This window comes from Promicromonospora sp. NPDC050262, assembly GCF_040655935.1.
Lineage (GTDB): Bacteria > Actinomycetota > Actinomycetes > Actinomycetales > Cellulomonadaceae > Promicromonospora.
Genome location: NZ_JBFAKX010000019.1, coordinates 77286 through 98301, shown reverse-complemented (window position 1 = coordinate 98301; position 21016 = coordinate 77286). Strand labels below are relative to the sequence as shown.

Here is a 21016-nt window from a genome sequence, read left to right as displayed (position 1 = left end):
ATCCCTTTTAACACAATCGCTCTCACACCCGATTGCTCGTTTATGATTAAATTATCACTCCGGTGACCTGTACGTCTGACACGGCAGCGCGTGTCTGACAGCTCAGTGCGGGCGGACCAGCTCAGCCCTGGAAGCGCGGGAACGCCGACCGGCCGGCGTAGGTGCCGGCCTCGTCGAGCGCCTCCTCGATGCGGAGGAGCTGGTTGTACTTGTTGATGCGCTCGCCACGGGCGGGGGCACCGGTCTTGATCTGGCCGGCGTTGGTCGCCACGGACAGGTCCGCGATGGTGGTGTCCTCGGTCTCGCCGGAGCGGTGCGAGGTCATCGTGGTGAAGCCGTTGCGCTGGGCCAGCGTCACGGCGTCGAGCGTCTCGGTGAGCGTGCCGATCTGGTTGAGCTTGACCAGCAGCGAGTTCGCCGACTTGAGCTCGATGCCCTTGGCGAGACGCTCCGGGTTGGTGACGAACAGGTCGTCGCCCACGATCTGCACCTTGTCGCCGACCTTGCCCATGAGGGCGGACCAGGAGTCCCACTCGTCCTCGGACAGCGGGTCCTCGATCGAGACCAGCGGGTAGTCGGCCACGAGCTGCTCGTAGTACGCGATCATCTCGTCCGGCGTCTTCTTGCCGCCCTCGAACGCGTACACGCCGTCCGAGAAGAACTCGGTCGAGGCGACGTCGAGCGCGAGGCCCACGTCGGTGCCCGGCTTGAGGCCCGCGCGCTCGATGGCGACGAGGATCAGGTCGAGCGCCTCACGGTTGCTGCCGAGGTTCGGCGCGAAGCCGCCCTCGTCGCCCAGGCCGGTGGCCAGGCCCTTCTCCTTCAGCACGGACTTGAGGGAGTGGTACACCTCGGTGCCGGTGCGCAGCGCCTCGCGGAACGTCGGGGCGCCGATCGGGGCGACCATGAACTCCTGGATGTCCACGTTCGAGTCCGCGTGGGACCCGCCGTTGAGGATGTTCATCATCGGGACGGGCAGGACGTGCGCGTTCGGGCCGCCCACGTAGCGGAACAGGTCCAGACCCGAGCTCTTGGCGGCGGCCTTCGCGACGGCGAGCGAGACGCCCAGGATCGCGTTGGCGCCCAGCTTGCCCTTGTTCGGCGTGCCGTCGAGGTCCAGGAGGGCCTGGTCGATGATGCGCTGCTCCTCGGCGTCGTACCCGATGAGCTCGGGGGCGATCTCGTCGTTGACGGCCGCGACCGCCTTCTCGACGCCCTTGCCCAGGTAACGGCCCTTGTCGCCGTCACGCAGCTCGACGGCCTCGAACGCGCCGGTCGAGGCGCCGGACGGGACCGCCGCACGGGCGAAGGTGTTGTCGTCGAGAACGATCTCCACCTCCACGGTGGGGTTGCCGCGCGAGTCGAGGATCTCGCGTGCTCCAACGGCTTCGATGCTAGCCACGGGGTCTCCTTCTAAGGATGTTGCTCGGAGGTTACGGCCCCCAGCCTAGGACGTCGGGCGAGGGGCCGCGGAACCGTCCACCGGGCCGCGGTTCACAGCGCCACCACAGGTTTGCGACAGCGCCACCACAGCGTGCCTGCCTAGCGTCCCGATCGTCCGGCGCAGACCGCCCGCGGTGCGACCCGCACGCCGCTCGCCCCCTCCCCTTCGGCGTGGCGCCACAGCCCGCGTGGCGGTCTGCGCGGACACCAACGTCCCCGCACGTACCTCAGGACCCGAGGCAGGAGCCCATGTTCTTCACCTATCTGCGCAGAGAGCTGCGCAACCGACGCAAGCAGACGGTGGTGGTCGCGATCGGTCTCGCGGTCGCGATCGCGCTGGTCATCGTCGTCAACGCGGTCTCGACCGGCGTCAGGAACGCCCAGTCCGAGGTGCTCGAGTCCGTCTACGGCGTGGGTACCGACATCACCGTCACCCAGGCGAGCGAGGGGCCGGGCGAGGGCGGCGGCCCGGGCCGCTTCGACTTCGGCGAGGGCGAGGGCGAGGCGAGCGAGGACGGCACCCGCAGCCTCGCGCAGGACCGCCTCAGCACGGCCATGGGCTCGACGTCGTTCGACGCCTCCGCCCTGGAGTCCGTCTCCGGGCTGGACCACGTGTCCGGCGTCGCCGCGACCCTCGACCTGCAGAACATGTCCTTCTCCGGCGAGATGCCGGACTTCGAGGCGATGCAGGAGGGTGACGGCCCGGTCACCATGCAGATGGGGCCGGACGGCAGCGGCGAGGGGACAGCCGGCGGGTCGTCCTTCGAGATCGAGCAGTTCTCGGTCACGGGCGTGGACCCGGACGCCACCGCCGTCGGGCCGCTGACCACCGCCACGGTGGCCGACGGCCGGACGCTGGAGACGGGCGACGAGAACGTCGCCGTCCTGGACGCCACGTACGCCGAGCAGCAGGAGCTCGCCGTCGGCGACACCATCACCACCGGCGGCGAGAAGCTGGAGATCGTCGGCACCGTCACCTCCACGACGGGCGACGACGTCGCGACGGCGTCGGACGTCTACGTGCCGCTCGCCACGGCCCAGACCCTCGCGGACCTCGCCGACCAGGTCACCGACGTCTACGTGCAGGTCGACTCGGCCGAGAACGTGGACGCCGTGGCGGCCGCGATCGAGACCGAGCTCCCCGACGCCTCGGTGAGCACCCAGTCCGACCTCGCGGAGAACGTCACCGGGTCCCTCTCGACGGCGTCCAACCTGATCGGCACGCTCGGCACCTGGCTGAGCGTCATCGTGCTGGCGGCGGCCTTCGGCCTCGCGATCCTGTTCACCGTCTCCGGCGTGAACCGGCGGACGCGCGAGCTCGGCACCCTCAAGGCGATCGGCTGGAGCAAGGGCCGCGTGGTGGGCCAGGTGGCCGGCGAGTCCGTGGTGCAGGGCCTGATCGGCGGTGTGGCCGGCCTCGCGATCGGCACACTGGCCGTGTGGGCCGTGAACCTGGCGGGCATCACGCTCAGCGGCGGCACCTCGGGCGGCGGCTTCACGATGGGCGGCCCGGGCGGCGGCCCCGCCGGCGCGATGCAGGACGCCGGCGGGCAGGCCGGGGCGACCGGCGGCTTCGGCGGGGCGCGTCCGGGCGGTCTGGCCGACGCCGCGAGCAGCGCCGTCGACGTCGCCCTCCAGGCCCCGGTCAGCCTGTGGATCGTGCTGGCCGCCGTCGGCCTCGCCGTGCTGGGCGGGCTGATCGCGGGTGTGGTCGGCGGACAGCGCGCCGCGCGCCTGCGCCCGGTCGAAGCCCTTCGTTCCCTCGCGTGAGCCGGAGGCGCAGCGCAGGGTGCGGGCCGAGGAACGAGGCACGCGCCCGCAGCGGAGCCGCTGGCTCACGCGACACCAAGCAGAGCGTGAACTGAAAGGTCTACCCATGTATCAGATCGACGACCTGACCAAGACGTACCAGCAGGGCAAGCGCGTGGTGCGCGCGCTCAAGGGGGTCTCCCTGACCATCGGCGACGGCGAGCTGGTCGCCGTCCAGGGACCGACCGGCGGCGGCAAGTCCACGCTGCTGCAGATGCTCGGCGGGCTCGACCGGCCGACGTCGGGCACCGTCAAGCTCGACGGGACCGACCTCGCCGGGATGAGCGACGCGCAGCTCACCGCCGCGCGGGCCGAGACCATCGGCTTCGTGTTCCAGAACTTCAACCTCATCCCCACGCTCACCGCGCTGGAGAACGTGGAGACGGCGCTCGTGCCGGCCAGGATCCCGCGGCAGACCAGGACGGCGCGGGCGCTGGCCGCGCTGGAGTCCGTCGGGCTCGGCGACCGCGGGGACCACCTCCCGGGCGAGCTCTCGGGCGGGCAGCAGCAGCGCGTCGCGATCGCACGGGCGCTGGTGAAGAACCCGAAGGTGCTGCTGGCGGACGAGCCCACCGGCAACCTCGACGAGGAGACCCGCGACGAGATCGTCGACCTCATCGTGGGCCTGTGGAAGGACCAGGGGCTGACGATCGTGCTGGTCACGCACGACTCGGTGGTCGCACAGCGCACGCCGCGCCGCCTGCGCATCGCCAAGGGCGCGGTCAAGGACCTGACGGCGGCCTGACGCCCCGGGTCGGCAGTCCCCTCAGCGAGGTCGGCAGTTCCCTCAGCGAGTCGGCACCTTGCATCGAGATCGGCACAGGCCTGTGCCGATCTCGAAACAAGGTGCCGATCTCGTGGGCGTGGCGCCTTGGGCATGTGTCCACCTCAGCGGTCGGCTGATCTGTTCGGTCAGGTCTCGACGGCGTCCGGGCAGGCTGGCTACGCTGCCCCTACGTTCGCCGCGGCACCGTCGCTCCGGCGTTCGCCCCACCGGAGACACGCGCAAGGGAGCGCAGCATGCCTCGTCGAAATCGTTTCATCGCCCGAGATCGCTCGCCCGGCAGAAATCGTTTCACACGCCGTTTCGCACACCGCTCGGCCGCCGGCCTCGGCGCCGCAGCGCTCGTCGCCGCCGGCGCCCTGATCGCCGCGCCCGCCACCACGGCCGCGACAGCACCCGCCGAGGCCGCGAACGCCGCCACCGTCGTCACCGCCGTCGACTTCGAGGACGGCACCACCGGCACCTGGACCCCCAGCGGCGGCGCGGGCCTCGACGTCGTCGCGGACCCCGACGGCGCGGGCAGCGTGCTCGCGATCACCCGGGACGCCGACTACGAGGGCATCCAGTCCCCCACCGGGATCTTCCGCCCCGGCCTCACCTACACGTTCAGCATGCGCGCCCGCCTCGCCGAGCCGGCGGAACCCACCGACCCGCCCGCCCCCACCAGCACCGGCGTCCGGTTCGTCGTGAAGCCGGCCTACACCTGGGTCGGGAACACCACGGTCGGCACCGGGTGGACCACGGTGACCGGGACGTACACCGCCGACGCCGACGCCGACCCGGCCGAGCTGCAGGCCTACCTCGGCAGCACCGACCAGGACGCCCCCTACACCATCCTTGTGGACGACATCATGGTGACCACCGCCGACACGGTTCCCCCGGACGACGTCGTGCCCGGCGGCGCGATCGATCCCGTACCCACTCCCGTCCACGCGGCCGAGGGCAGCGGTGACGTGTCCGCCCTGACCCTCGACGACGGCCCGAACCCCGGCACCACCCCCGCCCTGCTGGACTTCCTCGCGGAGCACGACCTCAAGGCCGTCTTCTGCGTGATCGGGCAGAACATCCAGGCCGACGGCGGCGCCGCGCTGCTGCGCCGGATCGTCGCCGAGGGCCACGTCCTGTGCAACCACTCGACGTCGTACGCCGACATGGGCTCCTGGACGCAGGAGCAGGTGCGCGCCGACCTGGTCGCGAACCTGGGGATCATCCGCGACGCACTGGGCGACCCGAACCAGAAGGTCCCCTTCTGGCGCGCCCCGAACGGCTCCTGGGGCGTCACGCCCGGCGTCGCGGTCGAGCTGGGCATGCAGCCGCTCGCCGTCCGCAACACGATCGCCGACTGGGAGACCCAGGACGTCCCGACCCTCACCGCCAACCTGCGCACCGCCATGGTCCCGGGCGAGCTGGTCCTGACGCACGACGGCGGCGGCAACCGGTCCGGCACGCTCGCCGCGGTGCGGACGGTCGTCGGCGAGCGCCTCGCCGACGGCTGGGAGTTCACGTTCCCGCAGGGCACGCCCCCGGCGTCGGGCACGGTGCTCGGCACCGGCTTCGAGGACGGCACCCTCGGCGGGTGGGCGCCGCGCAACGGCACCGACGCCTCCGACTTCACGCTCGCGGTCACGGACGCCGACGCGCACGGGGGCACCTGGGCGGCCGCGCTCACCGGCCGCGACGCCACGGGCGACGGCATCGGCCGGGACGTCACCGGCGTGCTGCGGGCCGGCGTCACCTACGACGTCTCCGCCTGGGTGCGCTTCCCCGTGGGGCAGACGCCGGGCGACGTCTGGCTGAGCCTGGCCAGCACCGTGGACGGCACCCAGACGTTCTCGACGCTCGGCCAGTTCACGGGCCTGACCAGCAGCGGCTGGACCGAGGTGACCGCCACGTTCACCATGCCGGACCACGACAACGCGCTGCTCTACTTCGAGACGGCGTACAACGGCGGCAACACCAGCGACTGGCTGATCGACGACATCGTGGTCTCCGTCCCGGAGCCGCCGCTGATCGAGGACCTGACCGGCCTGCAGGAGACGGTCGGCTTCCCGGTCGGCGTCGCGATCGACAGCCGCGAGACGTCGGGGGCGGCCGCGCAGCTGCTGAGGAGGCACTTCGGCCAGATCACGCCCGAGAACCACATGAAGCCCGAGGCCTGGTACGACGCCGACGGCACGCTGCGCCGGCACCCCGAGGCGACGGCACTCATGGACTTCGCGCAGGAGGACGACCTGCGGGTCTACGGCCACGTGCTGGTGTGGCACAGCCAGACGCCGGACTGGTTCTTCCAGGACGACGCCGGCGAACCGCTCGCGGCCGACGAGGCGGGCCGGGCGGTGCTCCGCGAGCGCCTGCGCGCCCACGTCTTCGGCATCGCGGAGAACCTGAGCGACGACTACGGGCTCTTCGGCTCGGACACGAACCCGCTCGTCGCGTTCGACGTGGTCAACGAGGTGGTCTCGGACGGCGCGGAGAACCCGGACGGCCTGCGCCGCAGCGAGTGGTTCCGCATCCTGGGCGAGGAGTACATCGACCTCGCGTTCGAGTACGCGGACGAGGCGTTCAACGAGACGTACGCCGCCCCGCCGTCGGACACGGTGGCCGAGCGGCCGGTGACCCTGTTCATCAACGACTACAACACGGAGCAGGGCGGCAAGCAGGACCGGTACCGCGCGCTGGTGGACCGGCTGCTGGAGCGCGGCGTGCCGGTGGACGGCGTGGGGCACCAGTTCCACGTGTCGCTCGCCATGCCGGTCAGCGCGCTGGAGGGCGCGATCGAGCGGTTCGCGGACCTGCCGGTCACGCAGGCGGTCACGGAGCTGGACGTCACCACGGGGACGCCGGTCAGCCAGGCCCGGCTGGTGGACCAGGGCTACTACTACCGCGACGCGTTCGACGTGTTCCGCGCGCACGCCGAGGACCTGTTCAGCGTGACCGCGTGGGGCCTGACCGACGGCCGGTCGTGGCGGGTCGACAGCGGCGCGCCGCTGCTCTTCGACGACCGGTTCCAGGCAAAGCCCGCCTACTACGGCGCGGCCGGGGCGGAGCTGCCGGCCCGCCTGCGCACGGCGAACGTGTTCGCGGGGGACGTGCCGCTGGACGGTTCGGCCGCGGCGTCCCCGCAGTGGGACCGCCTGCCGCGGCACACGTTCGACGCACCGGACGGCGGCGCGGTCGCCTTCCAGCTCCGCTGGGCGGCCGACCACCTGACGGCGTTCGTCGCGGTGGACGACGCCGCGGCGGACGCCGGTGACGCCGTCACCCTGGTGCTCGACGACGCCGAGTACGTGGTGGGCCGGGACGGGTCCGTGACGGGCGACGGCGCGGACGCGGAGGTGAGCGAGCGGGAGGGCGGCTACGACGTCGTCGTGCACCTGCCCGCGACCCTCGCCGAAGGTGCGACCGCCACGTTCGACGCCCGGGTGACCAGCGGCGACGAGACCACCGCGTGGAACTCGCCGGGTGCCGCGGGCACGCTCACGCTGGTCGAGGAGCTGTCGTACCTGGAGGTCGCCGAGGCCGCGCAGGCACCGGTGGTCGACGGCGACGTGGACGGCGTGTGGGACACGGCGGGTCCCGCGGTGACCACCACCAAGCAGGTCGAGGGTGCGGGCGGCGCCGTCGCGACCGTCCGCACCCTGTGGAGGGACGGCACGCTGTACGTCCTGGCGGACGTCGCCGACCCCGTGGTCGACGTCTCCGGCTCGGACCCGTGGATCCAGGACTCGGTGGAGATCTACGTGGACGGCGGCAACGCGAAGAACGGCGGCTACCGGGCCGACGACACGCAGATCCGCGTCTCCGCGCTGGGCGCCGTGTCGTTCGGGACCGGGGACGAGGCGGCACAGCGCGCCCGCGTGTCCAGCGCCGCCACGGCGACGGACGGCGGGTACCGCGTCGAGGCGTCGGTCGACCTGCTGTCCTACGGCGGCCCGGGCACGTTCCACGGTCTGGACTTCCAGGTCAACGACGCGACCGGCGGCGCGCGGACCGCCGTCCGCAACTGGGCCGACCCCACGGGCACGGGCTACCAGTCCACCGCCCGCTGGGGCGTGGGACGTCTCGTCGAGCCGGCGGCACCGGCGGCCCCGGCCTGGTCCGCGAGCGCCGTGTACACGGCGGGCGACCAGGTGAGCCACGACGGCGCGGTGTTCACCGCGCTGTGGTGGACACGCGGTCAGGCCCCGGGCGCCACGCCGTGGGGACCGTGGGCCGAGGTGGGCGCTCCGCAGGCCTGCGCCGGCGGCACGTACCCGGCCTGGACGTCCACCTGGGTGTACGACGGCGGCGAGTCGGTGGTGCACGACGGCCACCGCTGGACCGCCCAGTGGTACAGCCGGAACCAGGAGCCCTCGGCCACGCCGTGGGGTCCGTGGCGGGACCTCGGCGCCTGCTGACGCCCGCCGTTCGTCGGGTCTCCTTCCGCGTGAGCGCTGGCCGCTCGCAAGGAAGGAGACCTGACGAATCGTTACAGACGGTTAACACGACTTTCCAGGCGGCCCCACTTCCGTGGCGATATGGTCCAAACCTCCCCGCCAGTTGACCGGGGAGACGAACTGGGGAGGCAATCAGTGAGGCAAGCACGCATCACCACCTTGGCCGCGGGGGCGGCCGTGGTGGCCCTGACCGTGGCCGGGTGTACCCCGAGCGACACCGTCGAGGCCGACGGGCCGGTCACCCTGGAGACCTGGATCAGCCAGGACATGGAGACGTTGTTCCCCGGCGACGCCGGGGCCTACGACAACATCAGCGTCCTCGACGTTGTCTACGACGGTCTGGTCCGGTACGACCCGGAGACCACCGAGCCGTACAACTACGTGGCCGAGTCCATCGAGCCCAACGACGACAACACCGTCTGGACCATCAAGATCAAGCCGGACCTCACGTTCCAGAACGGCGAGCCCGTCGACGCCGAGGCGTTCGCCCGCTCCTGGAACTACACGGCCGACGGCGACAACGGTCTGTACTCCAACTACTTCTTCGGCATCTTCGAGGGCTACGACGAGATGCAGCCCACGACCGACGACGACGGCAACATCACCGCCGAGGGCGCCGCCGACGAGCTGTCCGGGCTGAAGGTCACCGACGACCTGACGCTCGAGGTCACCCTCAGCTCGCCGTTCGCCGGCTTCGCGACGATGCTCGGCTACACCGGCTTCTTCCCGATCGCGCAGGAGTGCCTCGACGACGTCGAGAAGTGCGCGCTCGAGCCGATCGGCAACGGCCCCTTCCAGGTGACCGACTGGCAGCAGAGCCAGGAGCTCACCGTCGAGAAGTGGGCGGACTACCCGCTCGACGAGACGCCGGACTACGACGCCATCCACTGGACCGAGTACGCGGCGGGCGAGACCGCCGGGTGGGCTGACTTCAAGGCCGGCGACCTCGACCTGTCGTACCCGCCGACCGCCGAGGTCGAGTCCGCGAAGAACGACCCGGAGCTCTCCGAGCGCTACGTCGAGCGTCCCGGCGCCTCCCTCACGTACCTCGGCTTCTCCGGCTACACCGAGGGCCCGTGGAACGACATCGAGTTCCGCAAGGCGATCTCGATGGCGATCGACCGCGAGGGCATCATCTCCTCGCTGGGCAGCGGTCAGGCCACGCCCGCCGACTCCTGGGTGGTCCCGGGCGGCGTGCCCGGCGGCGAGGCCGGCACGTGCGAGTGGTGCGTGTTCGACCCCGAGGCGGCCAAGGCGGCGCTCGAGAAGGCCGGCGGCTGGCCCGAGGGCGAGAAGCTGCAGATCAGCCTGGGTGACGACGACGCCGAGGTGGAGTACTTCACCGCCATCGGCAACTCGATCGAGGAGGTGCTGGGCATCCCGTACGAGCTCAACATCGTGTCGAGCGACGACTACTTCTCGACCCGTGCGGCGCAGGGCTTCGACGGCATGTTCCGGAACAACTGGTTCCCGGACTACCCGCTGAACGAGAACTACCTCAGCTTCTACGCCTCGGGCGAGCCCGGCGCCGGGCACTGGGGCTGGTACAGCGAGGACTTCGAGGCCAAGCTGGACGAGGCGGCGGCCGCGCCGTCGCTCGACGAGTCGGTGGCGCTCTACCAGGAGGCCGAGGCCATCCTCGCCGAGGAGTTCCCGACCATCCCGTTCCGCTGGAGCTTCAGCGCCACCTACTACAGCGACCGGCTGGACAACGTGATCCTCAACCCGTTCTCGGGCGCGCCGATCCTCCGCAAGATCGAGGTCACGGCGTAACGAACCACCACGCCGGACCGGAGCGGCACCGCCGGCCGGGCCTGACGGGACACCGATCCCGCCGGGCCCGGCCGGCGCCCGCCCGCCGTCCGCGCGTCCCCATACCCCCCGGAAGGACCCCATGGGGCGCTACATCCTTCGCCGCGCCGTCCAGGCGGTCGGCACCCTGCTGCTCGTGATGTTCCTGCTGCACCTGCTCACGACCGTCGCGATCCAGCTCAACGGCAACCCGGCGCAGGCGTTCTTCGGCGACAAGGTCGCCACCCCGGCGCAGATCGCCGCCGTCGAGCAACGCTTCAACCTCGACGACCCCTGCTACGACCAGGTGGGCAACCCGTGCCTCGGGCCGTTCGTCGAGCGCCTCGGCCAGTACGCCCAGGGCGACTTCGGCACCAACCTGCGCGGTCGTGAGGTCTCGGAGATCGTCGCCACGGCGGCGCCGAACACCATCCGCCTGTTCTGCGTCGTGCTGGTCACCTGGCTGGCGCTCGGCATGCTGCTCGGCTCGGCTGCCGCCCGCTGGCGCGGCTCGGCCGGGGACCACGGCATCCGGCTCACGTCGGTGCTGATCGACGCCTTCCCGGTGTTCGTGCTGCTGATCGTCTACCGGTACGTCGTCGCCGTGCCCCTGAACGGCTGGGCGGAGGACACTTTCGGCGAGAACAGCTGGCCGCCGTACTGGTTCAAGCCGTCCTTCGACCCCGACCACCCGTGGGCGACCGTGGTCGTCCCCGGGATCCTGCTCGGCCTGGCCGGGTCGGCGGCGTTCATCCGTCTGGTCCGGGCCAGCCAGCTCGAGTCCTACCAGGGCGACCACGTGCGTACGGCCCGGTCGAAGGGCCTGACCGAGAGGCGCGTCGTCGTGCACCACGTGGTGCGCAACTCGTCGGTCCCCGTGGTCACCGCCGTCGGCCTGACCTTCGCCGAGGCGCTCGGCGGGGCCGTGATCACCGAGGGGCTGATGAACATCTACGGGATGGGCGGCGTCCTGTGGGAGGCCGTCCGGAACGACGACGTCGGGCTCGTGCTCGGCGTCGTGACCCTGCTGGCCGCGGTGACCGTCGTGGTGATGATCGTCGTCGACATCGCCTACGCCCTGCTCGACCCGAGGATCCGCTATGAGTGACGCCGTGACACCCGCACCGACCGCGCGGCGCCCGGGAGGCGCACCGTCGAGCCCGCTCGCCGACGCCTGGCGCCGGCTCCGCCGCCGGCCCGACACGATCGCCGCGGCCGTCGTGCTCGCCTTCTTCGGGCTCATGGCGGCGTTCCCCACGCTGTTCACGACCACCAGCCCCCGGACGTGCCCGATCCGGGAGGCCCGGACGACACCACAGGGCTGGGGCGGCGAGCACCCGCTGGGCACCGACGCGCTCGGCTGCGACGTGCTGGCCACGCTGGTGCACGGCATCCGGCCGTCGCTGCTGCTGGCCGTCGTCGTGGTCAGCGTCTCGCTGCTGATCGGTGTCACCCTCGGCCTGCTCGCCGGGTACCACCTCGGCTGGGTGGACTACCTGGTCTCCCGTGCCGTCGAGGTCTTCCTGGTGATCCCGCTGCTGCTGGCCGCACTCCTGGTGCTGTCCCTGTTCAAGGGCGTCGACCTGGGCACCGGCACGTTCAACGTGATCCTGCTGCCCGCGGTGGTGCTCATCCTGTTCGGCTGGATGCCGTACGCCCGCTACGTGCGGGCCAGCACCCTGGAGGCGAAGAACCTGGACTACGTGACCGCCGCGCGTTCGCTGGGCGCGTCGGACCTGCGCATCATGGTCCGGCACGTGCTCCCCAACGCCATCGGCACCGTCACCGCGCTGCTGCCCACCTCCGTGGCCGGGGTGATCAGCGCGGAGGCCGTGCTGTCCTTCCTGGGCATCGGCGTCCGTCCCCCGGCGACGAGCTGGGGCATCCAGATCGAGCAGGGCTCGGAATGGGTGCTCGGCGGCGCCCCGCACATCCTGCTCGCGCCCCTGATCTGCCTGGTCGCGACCGTCCTCGCGCTGGTCGTGCTCGGCGACGCCCTGCGCGACGCCCTCGACCCGAGGCTCTCCGCATGAGCCCGGCGAGCCGCATGCGGAGCGCAGCAGAGGGTGAGGGCCGAGGAACGAGGCACTCGCCCGGCGCGGAGCGCGGCGAAGGCGAGCAGAGAGCGCTGCTCGAGGTCACCGACCTCGCCGTCGAGTTCCGGACGCCCGACGGCGTGGTGCGCGCCGTCGACGGGCTGTCCTACCGCGTGGAGGCGGGCCGCACGCTCGCGATCGTGGGCGAGTCCGGCTCGGGCAAGTCCGTGTCCTCGCTGGCCGTGATGGGCCTGCTCCCGGACACGGCGCGGGTCGCACGCGGCAGCGTCCGCCTGGCCGGCACCGACCTGCTCACCCTGAGCCGCAAGGAGCACCGCGCCCGGTGCGGCGAGCAGGTGGCGATGGTGTTCCAGGACGCGCTCGCCGCGCTCAACCCCGTGCACACCGTGGGCTTCCAGCTCACGGAGGCGCTCCGGGCCCGGCGCGGGCTGTCCCGCGCCGACGCCCGGAGGCGGGCGGTCGAGCTGCTCGACCTGGTCAAGGTGCCGAACGCGAAGGCCCGCGTGAAGGAGTACCCCCACCAGTTCTCCGGCGGCATGCGCCAGCGCGTGATGATCGCGTCGGCGCTGGCCATGGACCCCGACGTGCTCATCGCGGACGAGCCCACCACTGCCCTCGACGTGACGGTCCAGGCGCAGGTGCTGCGCCTGCTCGCCGAGATCCAGGCGGAGCGGAACATGGGCCTCGTGCTGATCACGCACGACCTGGGCGTCGTGGCGGGGGTCGCCGACGACGTCACGGTCATGTACGCGGGCCGCGCCGTCGAGCAGGCTCCCGTGGTGCCCGTCTACACGACCCCCGCGCACCCGTACACCCGGGCGCTGCTGCGGTCGATCCCGTCCGCGGCCGGGACGGGACGCCTGCCCGTGATCCCGGGCCGCCCGCCCAGCCCGGCCGCGATGCCGCCGGGCTGCCCGTTCCACCCGCGGTGCGACGCTGCGCGCGACGTCTGCCGCACCGAGGTGCCGCCCGCGGCGCACCCGGCAGAGGGCCGGATGTCGGCGTGCCACTTCGCGTCGGACATCATGGCCGGACGGGAGCCGGCCCCCGAGGCCGGCGTGACGACGTCGGCGTCCGGCACGTCGGTGCCCGGTCCGAAGGGAGACTCCGATGACTGAGTCGCGACCGGCGGGGGCCGGTCTCGTCGACGAGCGGCCCGAGCCCGGCGAGTCCGTGCTCGAGGTGCGCGACCTCGTCAAGCACTACCCGGTGCGCTCCGGGCTGCTGCGCCGCTCGGCGGCCGCGGTCAAGGCGGTCGACGGCGTCTCGCTCACCCTGGACCGGGGTCGCACCCTGGGCCTGGTGGGCGAGTCCGGGTCGGGCAAGTCGACGCTCGCCCGCGTGCTCGTCGGCGTCGAGACGCCGACCAGCGGGCAGGTGCTGGTGGACGGCGAGGACGTCACGGGCCGGTCCCGGGCGGGCCGCAAGCAGCTCCGCCGGGACGTGCAGATGGTCTTCCAGGACCCGTACACGTCGCTGAACCCGCGGATGTCGGTGAACGAGATCGTGGGCGAGCCGTTCGCGATCCACGGCATCGACCCGGCGGGCGGACGACGGGCCGCGGTGGGCGAGCTGCTGGAGCTCGTGGGCCTGGACCCCGACCACGCGAACCGGTACCCGCACCAGTTCTCGGGCGGGCAGCGGCAGCGCGTCGGGATCGCCCGCGCGCTCGCCCTGCGGCCCAAGATCCTGGTCTGCGACGAGCCGGTCTCGGCGCTCGACGTGTCCGTGCAGGGCCAGGTGATCAACCTGCTGGAGGACCTCCAGGACGAGCTGGGCCTGTCCTACCTGTTCGTGGCGCACGACCTCGGCGTGGTGCGGCACATCGCCCACGACGTCGCCGTCATGTACCTGGGCCGCATCGTCGAGCAGGGGCCCGAGGCCGAGGTGTACGACGCCGCGCAGCACCCGTACACGCAGGCGCTGCTCTCCGCGGTGCCCGTTCCCGACCCGTCGGTGCGGCTCGTCCCGGCGGCCGGGGCCGTCGGTGCGAGCTCGTCCGATGGCGCGGTCGCGGGCGCCGGGCAGCCCGGCGTCGGCGGGATCGTGCTGGAGGGCGACCCGCCCTCCCCGGTGGACCCGCCGTCGGGCTGCCCGTTCCACACGCGCTGCTGGCTCGCGCCCACGCTGCCGGAGGCGCGGCGCGAGGCGGCCTCCGCCGACGCCGTCCGCGGCCTGCGGCTGATCCCGCAGGCGTGCGAGACGGACGTGCCCGCGCTGGTCGCCCGGGGTTCGGCGGACGCAGGGGCCGCCGGAGCCGCGGCGCACGTCGCCGCCTGCCACTTCGCGCGCGAGCTGGCCACGCCCGGGACCGGCGCATGACGCGCGTCCTGGTGGTCCTGAACTCGTCCACCAGCTCCATGGGCCGGCTGGAGCAGCAGCTCCCCGAGGCCGGGCTCGACCCGGTCCTCGTCCCGGGCGCGGAGCTGCCCCAGACCCTCGCCGGGTTCGGGGGCGTGGTCCTGCTGGGCGGCGGCTTCATGCCGGACGACGACGCCGGCCACCCGTTCCTGGCCCGCGAGCGGGCGCTGACGCTCCAGGCGCTGGCCGACGGCGTGCCGCTGCTCGGGCTGTGCCTCGGCGGGCAGCTCCTGGCGCACGTCACGGGCGGCGGCGTGACGGCGCGGTCTGGCGAGACGGAGCGCGGCATGTGCCCGCTCACGGTGCTGCCGGCCGCCGCCGGCGACCCGGTCTTCGGCGACCTGCCGGGAGTGCCGGACGGACCGCTGTGGATGATCGAGAACCACGAGGACTCGGTGACCACGCTGCCGCCGTCGGCCACGCTGCTGGTGACGAGCGAGGCCTGCCGCAACCAGGCGTTCCGGGTGGGCGAGGCCGCCTGGGGCCTGCAGTTCCATCCCGAGGCCCGGCCGGAGCGGGTCGCGACCTGGGACGAGGCCGCGCTCTCGGAGCAGGGCATCGACCGGGCGGCGCTGGCCGAGGCGGCGCTGGCCCGGGCGGACGAGAACGAGGCGCAGTCGCGCGCGCTGGTGCGCGCCTGGGCCGACGTCGTGCACGCTGCGGCGAAGTGACGACGAGAGGACGAGAACGCACATGGTGTCGACAGGGACGCACAGCGACGGGGTGCCGGTGGTGGCCTACCGGGTCGCGCGGGCCTCGGGCGAGGTGCTGGCCGCGCGCCAGGACGACCTGGACTTCTACGCCGCCTCGACCGTGAAGCTCGCGGTGCTGGTGGCGGCCGCACGCGAGCTCGACGCCGGCACCGCGCGCCTCGACGAGACGTGCACCGCGACCCGGACCTTCACCTCCCAGGTGCCCGGCGCGGGCGAGTACACGATCGAGCCCGACGACGTCGACGAGGGCCTGCCGCCCGACGGCACGCCGATGCCGCTGGGCGACGTGATCGACCGGATGGTCACGGTCTCCTCCAACGAGGCGACCAACATGGTCGCCGAGCGCGTGGGCCTGCCCGCCGTGAACAAGGTGCTGGCCGACGCCGGGGCCACGCGGTCGACGTTCGGCCGCAAGTACTCGGACCTGGCCGCCGAGAAGGCGGGCGCCTCGCACCGCACGACGGCGGCCGACCTGTGCCTGCTCATGTCCGGCGTGGTCACGGGCGCGCTCGCGGGCCCGGAGCGGACCGCCTGGATGTGCGAGCTGCTCGGCCGCCAGACGGACCGGCAGCTCACGGCCGCCGTCCCCGGCCCGGGTGAGCCGGGCGCCGTCCCGTTCGGCTCCAAGTCCGGCTGGGTGGACGGCATCCGGCACGACGTCGCGTTCGTGGGCGAGCCCGGTCCCGACGCCCTGGTGATCGCGGTGTGCACCCGCGGCTACGACGAGCAGGCCGCGGAGGAGACGCTCAAGGCGCTGGGGGCCCTGGCGGTCTCGCTGGCCTGACGCGGGCCCTTGCCGCGGCTCCTGCCGGACCGGCCCCGCGCTGCCGAGGGTTGCCTCCCGCACCCGTTTCCTATTGAATGCGGGTGCAATAGTGGCGAGCCAAAGGGGGCGACGTGCTGACCACCAGTGCCGCGGAGGTCCGCCCCGGCAGACTCGCGCAGGTCGACCGCAGGGAGAACCTGCTCAACCAGGGCTTCCACCTCGTCAGGTCGGGCGTGCTCGCACCGGGCCTGCGGATCCACCGCGACGTCGGCGCGATCTGGCAGCTCGTCACGTGGGGCCCCTCGATCGCCGGCGGCTACCGCGCCAGCACGGTCCGCACCCCGCACCAGACGGCGTTCGCCGACGAGCAGCGCAGCGTGACCTTCCGCGAGCTCGACGACCGCGCGAACCGCCTGGCCAACGCCCTGTGCGACCGCGGCGTCGGCCCGCGGACGCCCGTCGCCGTGCTGTGCCGCAACCACGGCGGCCTCATCGAGACCATGGTGGCGCTGGCCAAGCTCGGCGCGACCACGCTGCTGCTCAACTCGGGACTCTCCCCCGCGCAGGTCTCCGCCGTCGTCGCCGAGCAGCGGCCCGCGCTGCTCCTCGCCGACCAGGAGTTCCTGGACCAGGAGCCCGACCTGCCCGCCGACCTGCCGGTCCTCACCACCTGGGCCGACGACGGCGCCTCCGGCCTCGCCGGGCTCATCACGAACGGCGACCCGGCGCGGGTGCCGATCCCCGACAAGCCGGGCCGGACCGTCGTCATGACGTCGGGCACCACGAGCACCCCGAAGGGCGCCCGCCGGCCGCAGCCGCACGGCCTGAGCGAGGCCGCCTCACTGCTGTCGGTCATCCCGCTGCGGGCCGGCGACCGCATGATGATCACCACGCCGATCTTCCACACGTGGGGGCTCGCGGCCCTGCAGCTCGGCATGGCGCTGCACGCGGAGCTGGTGCTGCCGCGCCGGTTCGACGCCGAGCAGACGCTCCGGGCGATCGCCGAGCAGCAGGTGACGGCGCTGATCGCGGTGCCGGTCATGCTGCAGCGCATCCTCGACCTGCCCGCCGAGGTGAAGGCCCGGTACGACACGTCGTCCCTGCGCGTCGTCGCCTACTCCGGCTCGGCCATGCCCGCCGAACGGATCACCCAGTTCCTGGACGAGTTCGGCCCGGTGCTCTACGGCCTGTACGGCTCGACCGAGGCCTCCTGGGCGTCGATCTCCACGCCCGCGGACCTCGCCGTGCAGCCGACGACGGCGGGGCGGCCGCCGCTGGGCACCCGCATCGGCATCCTGGACGACGACGGCCGGCCCGTCCCGCGGGGCGACGTCGGCCAGATCTGCGTGGGCAACGGCATGCTGTTCGAGGGGTACACCAACGGCACGGGCAAGCCGATGTTCGGCGACCTGATGGCCACGGGCGACCGCGGCCGCCTCGACACCGAGGGCCGGCTGTACGTGGTGGGCCGCGCCGACGACATGATCGTCTCGGGCGGCGAGAACGTCTACCCCCGCCCGGTGGAGGACGCGATCACCGCCCTGCCCGAGGTCGCAGACGTCGCGGTGTTCGGCGTGCCCGACGAGAGGTTCGGCCACCGGTTCGCCGCCTACGTGGTGCTGCGCGAGGGCGCGACGCTCACCGCCGAGGCCCTGGTCGACCGGCTCCGGGACACGCTCCCGCGCTTCTCGCTCCCCCGCGACGTGCACTTCCTCGACTCGCTCCCCCGCAACCCGACGGGCAAGGTCGTCCGCCGCGACCTCCCCTGACCCGCGGACCCCTCCGCCGGGTCGGCCGCCGCCGTCCCCCGGGCAGATTCTCTTCGAGGCCTAAGTTTCTTCGCTTTCAGCGGCCTGAAAGCGAAGAAACTTAGGCCTCGAAGGGGATCGTCGTCAGCCCAGGAGCTCCCGGATCAGCCAGAGGCCTGGCGCGCGAATCAAACCGTATACAGATACCGTTATCTGTATACGGTTCGTCTCAATGCAGGAGGTGCAGCATGACTGACGCGGTCAGGATGTCGCAGGCCGACCGTCTTGGTGTGTCCCGTAGCAGCCTCTACCGCGCCGCTCGCGACGGACGGTTCGATCGCATCGCTCGTGGCATCTATCGGGCGGCAGACGCCGAACCCGCCGAGTGGGAATGGGTCGAGGCAGCAGCCAGACGCCCGGACGCCACGGTCTGCCTGACATCAGCGCTCGCCTACTACGACCTGACCGATGCGATTCCCGCACTGCTCGACGTTGCCGTCCCCCGCGGCTCGCGACGACCGGCCACCGACTCGGCTATCGCGTGGCATCTCTTCGACCGAGCGACCTTCGGGCTGGACCGCGGCGAGATCGTGATCCCGGGTTCAGGCCTGCGGATCGGCCTCTACTCCGCCGAGCGCACCATCGCCGACGTGTTCCGCCTCCGCGGCTCCCTCGGCTACGAGCTCGGGCGTGACGCCCTGCGCGAGTGGCTGCGACGCGGCGGCAAGCCGGCGCGACTCATGGCGATCGCGACCCAGCTGCCGCGGAGCCGTGGACCGCTGGAGATCGCCCTGGAGGCGCTGGCATGACCGCTGCCATGACAAGGAGCGCCGAGGTCTACCGCGCGATCCAGGCCAGGGCACGCAGCGACGCCGCCCGCACGGGCAAGCCCGTGGCGACCGGCGAATACCTGACCCGCCATGCGCTCGAGTCGTTTCTCTTCCGTATCACGCAGACGGCGCACGCCGACGCCTTCGTCCTCAAGGGTGGCATCCTGCTGACGGCCTATGACGTGCGTCGGCCGACGAAGGACCTGGACGCCGAGGCGATCAGGGCGTCCGTCACGCCTGTACACATCTTGCGGGTGGTGCACGACGCCGCCGCGGTCGACGCCGACGACGGAGTCACCTTCGACCTCGACTCGATCTCCATCCAGGAGATCCGGGACGACGCCGAGTACCCTGGCCTGCGGATGCGCACCTCCGTCACGCTCGCCTCGTGGCAGGGCAAGGTCGCCTGGGACATCTCGACCGGCGATCCGATCGTGCCCGCACCCCGGACCGTCCGGATCCCGCGAGTGATCGGCGACCCGATCGCGGTCACCGGTTACCGCCCGGAGACGGTGATCGCGGAGAAGGGCGTGACGATCCTGGAACGCGGGACGACCAGCACTCGATGGCGTGACTACGTCGACATCGTGCAGCTGCCGGCCCGGCACACGATCGACGGTGCCGAACTGCGCCGCGCCGTCGAGTCGGTCGCCGGCTATCGAGGCGTCAAGCTCGGACCGATCAGCCCGATCGTGGCCGGCTACGGCGGCGTCGGGCAGGACAAGTGGGCAGCCTGGCGGCGTAAGGAACGGATCGAAGAGATCAGTGAGGAGAAGCTGGACGACCAGATGGCGCTGGTCGCCGCCGTCCTCGACCCGGTATTCAGCAGATGATCGGGATCCGCTGACCGCCCACGCGAACCGTCAGCCCAGGAGCTCCCGGATCGTCCAGAGGCCGTGCGCCACCTCCGCGAAGCTCGTGCTCAGCGGGCTGAGGCCCACGCGGAGGCCCTGCGGAGGCCGGAAGTCCGGGATCACGCCCCGCTCCCAGGCCTGGGCGACCACGCGCTTGAAGTCGGGGTGGTCGAGCATCACGTGGCTCCCCCGGCGCTCGGGGTCGCGCGGCGAGGCCACGCGCACGCCCGGCAGGTGCTCGTCGGCGGCCTCCAGCGCGAACGCGGTCAGCGCGAGCGACTTCTCGCGCACGGCCGGCATGCCCGCCTCCTCGATCAGGGCGAGCATGTCGCGCATCGGCAGCATGCCGACGATGGGCGGCGTGCCGCTGACGAGCTGCCGGATCCCGGTGGCGGGCTCGTACTCGGGGCCCATCGCGAACGGGTCGGCGGCGCCCATCCAGCCCTGGACCGGCTGGCGCGCCTCGCCCTGCAGGCCGGCGGCCAGGTAGGCGAAGGCGGGCGAGCCCGGCCCGCCGTTCAGGTACTTGTAGGTGCAGCCGACGGCGATGTCCACGCCGTCGGCGTCCAGGTCCAACGGCACCGAGCCGGCCGAGTGGCACAGGTCCCAGAGCACCAGCGCCCCGGCGTCGTGCACGACCCGCGTGATGGCGGGCAGGTCGGCGATGTAGCCGGACTTGTAGGCGACGTGGCTGAGCAGCACGAGCGCCGTGTCCGGCCCGACGGCGGCCGCCACCTCGTCGGGCGTCACGCCCGCCTCGGCGTCGGGCGTGATCCAGCGGAGCTCCAGGCCACGCTCGGCCGCGATGCCCTGCAGCACGAACCGGTCCGTAGGGAAGTTCTCGGTGTCTGCGACGATCACCCGACGGTCCGGGCGGGCGTCGACCGCGGCGCGGGCCAGCTTGTAGAGCAGCACGGTCGTCGAGTCCGCGACGACGGTCTGACCCGGCGCCGCTCCCAGCGCGACCCGGCCGAGCGTGTCGCCGAGCTCCGTCGGCGCGTCCATCCAGCCCTCGTCCCAGGACCGGATCAGGCGCGCTGCCCACGGCCCGTCCACGAACGACGCCAGCCGCTCGCGGGTGGCGATCAGCGGCCGGCCCAGTGAGTTGCCGTCGAGATATGCGATCAGGCCCTCGCTCGGTGCGAAGAGGTCGCGGTAGCGCGCCAGCGGGTCGGCGGCGTCCAGGGCGGCGGCGCGGTCGCGCAGCGCGGTAGGTAGCGCGGTAGGCGCGACGGCGGACGGCGGCGCGGGCAGGTCGGCGGACGGTGCGGTGTCGGTCACGGAGGCTCCAGGTCGTTCGGTTCCGGCCCGAGCGTACGTCCTGCGAGCGGCCGACCCCGCGGAGCCCTTGACGCCCCAGTCCCGGCATCAGTAAAGTCCGTGCCATTCAAACGCAAGAACTCGACAAGAGTATGCGTTTTTAC

Annotated in this window: 15 protein-coding genes; 13 read left to right on the top strand and 2 right to left on the bottom strand. The window is 72.3% G+C overall.

Annotated elements, in window-relative coordinates; genetic code table 11:
* Positions 1 to 121: 121 nt before the first annotated feature.
* The gene (gene eno, locus AB0I29_RS23185; RefSeq protein ID WP_285105775.1) at positions 122 to 1402 is read right to left on the bottom strand and encodes a phosphopyruvate hydratase; all 1281 of its coding nucleotides are present in this window, start codon (positions 1400 to 1402) and stop codon (positions 122 to 124) included.
* A gap of 290 nt (positions 1403 to 1692) precedes the next feature.
* On the opposite strand from eno, the gene AB0I29_RS23180 reads away from it, so the two are divergent.
* The 13 genes from AB0I29_RS23180 (at position 1693) to AB0I29_RS23120 (ending at position 19571) form a co-directional block, all read left to right on the top strand.
* A complete protein-coding gene (locus AB0I29_RS23180; protein ID WP_357486173.1) occupies positions 1693 to 3213 on the top strand; it encodes an ABC transporter permease in 1521 nt (506 codons plus the stop codon).
* A gap of 106 nt (positions 3214 to 3319) precedes the next feature.
* Positions 3320 to 3997 (top strand): ABC transporter ATP-binding protein, encoded by a 678-nt coding sequence (locus AB0I29_RS23175; protein WP_357486171.1) that lies wholly within the window; start codon positions 3320 to 3322, stop codon positions 3995 to 3997.
* Positions 3998 to 4272: 275 nt separating this feature from the next.
* A complete protein-coding gene (locus tag AB0I29_RS23170) occupies positions 4273 to 8433 on the top strand; it encodes an endo-1,4-beta-xylanase (RefSeq protein ID WP_357486169.1) in 4161 nt (1386 codons plus the stop codon).
* A 174-nt stretch (positions 8434 to 8607) separates the two neighbouring features.
* A complete protein-coding gene (locus tag AB0I29_RS23165) occupies positions 8608 to 10245 on the top strand; it encodes an ABC transporter substrate-binding protein (RefSeq protein WP_285105770.1) in 1638 nt (545 codons plus the stop codon).
* A 121-nt stretch (positions 10246 to 10366) separates the two neighbouring features.
* Positions 10367 to 11371, top strand: a complete 1005-nt coding sequence (locus AB0I29_RS23160; protein WP_357486167.1) for an ABC transporter permease — start codon at positions 10367 to 10369, stop codon at positions 11369 to 11371.
* Positions 11364 to 12296 carry an ABC transporter permease gene (locus AB0I29_RS23155; RefSeq protein WP_285105768.1) on the top strand — a complete coding sequence of 311 codons (933 nt, stop codon included), beginning with the start codon at positions 11364 to 11366 and terminating at the stop codon, positions 12294 to 12296. The genes AB0I29_RS23160 and AB0I29_RS23155 overlap by 8 nt, the downstream gene beginning before the upstream one ends.
* Positions 12293 to 13438, top strand: coding sequence for an ABC transporter ATP-binding protein (locus AB0I29_RS23150; RefSeq protein ID WP_357486164.1), 1146 nt, complete (start codon positions 12293 to 12295; stop codon positions 13436 to 13438). Before AB0I29_RS23155 ends, AB0I29_RS23150 begins: the two co-directional genes overlap by 4 nt.
* Entirely contained in the window at positions 13431 to 14642 is a 1212-nt protein-coding gene (locus tag AB0I29_RS23145; RefSeq protein ID WP_357486162.1) for an ATP-binding cassette domain-containing protein, read from the top strand. The genes AB0I29_RS23150 and AB0I29_RS23145 overlap by 8 nt, the downstream gene beginning before the upstream one ends.
* On the top strand, positions 14639 to 15352 hold the full coding sequence (locus tag AB0I29_RS23140; protein ID WP_357486160.1) for a type 1 glutamine amidotransferase: 714 nt from the start codon (positions 14639 to 14641) through the stop codon (positions 15350 to 15352). The genes AB0I29_RS23145 and AB0I29_RS23140 overlap by 4 nt, the downstream gene beginning before the upstream one ends.
* 22 nt (positions 15353 to 15374) lie before the next feature.
* Positions 15375 to 16178 carry a serine hydrolase gene (locus AB0I29_RS23135; protein ID WP_357486158.1) on the top strand — a complete coding sequence of 268 codons (804 nt, stop codon included), beginning with the start codon at positions 15375 to 15377 and terminating at the stop codon, positions 16176 to 16178.
* Between the two features lie 113 nt (positions 16179 to 16291).
* Entirely contained in the window at positions 16292 to 17929 is a 1638-nt protein-coding gene (locus AB0I29_RS23130) for an AMP-binding protein (protein WP_357486156.1), read from the top strand.
* A gap of 227 nt (positions 17930 to 18156) precedes the next feature.
* Positions 18157 to 18717, top strand: a complete 561-nt coding sequence (locus tag AB0I29_RS23125; RefSeq protein ID WP_357486154.1) for a type IV toxin-antitoxin system AbiEi family antitoxin domain-containing protein — start codon at positions 18157 to 18159, stop codon at positions 18715 to 18717.
* Positions 18714 to 19571: a nucleotidyl transferase AbiEii/AbiGii toxin family protein gene (locus AB0I29_RS23120; protein WP_285105759.1), complete on the top strand. Its 858-nt coding sequence runs from the start codon at positions 18714 to 18716 to the stop codon at positions 19569 to 19571. The genes AB0I29_RS23125 and AB0I29_RS23120 overlap by 4 nt, the downstream gene beginning before the upstream one ends.
* Before the next feature lie 30 nt (positions 19572 to 19601).
* On the opposite strand, the gene AB0I29_RS23115 is transcribed toward AB0I29_RS23120, so the two are convergent.
* Positions 19602 to 20846, bottom strand: a complete 1245-nt coding sequence (locus AB0I29_RS23115; protein WP_357486176.1) for an aminotransferase class V-fold PLP-dependent enzyme — start codon at positions 20844 to 20846, stop codon at positions 19602 to 19604.
* Between the last annotated feature and the right edge of the window lie 170 nt (positions 20847 to 21016).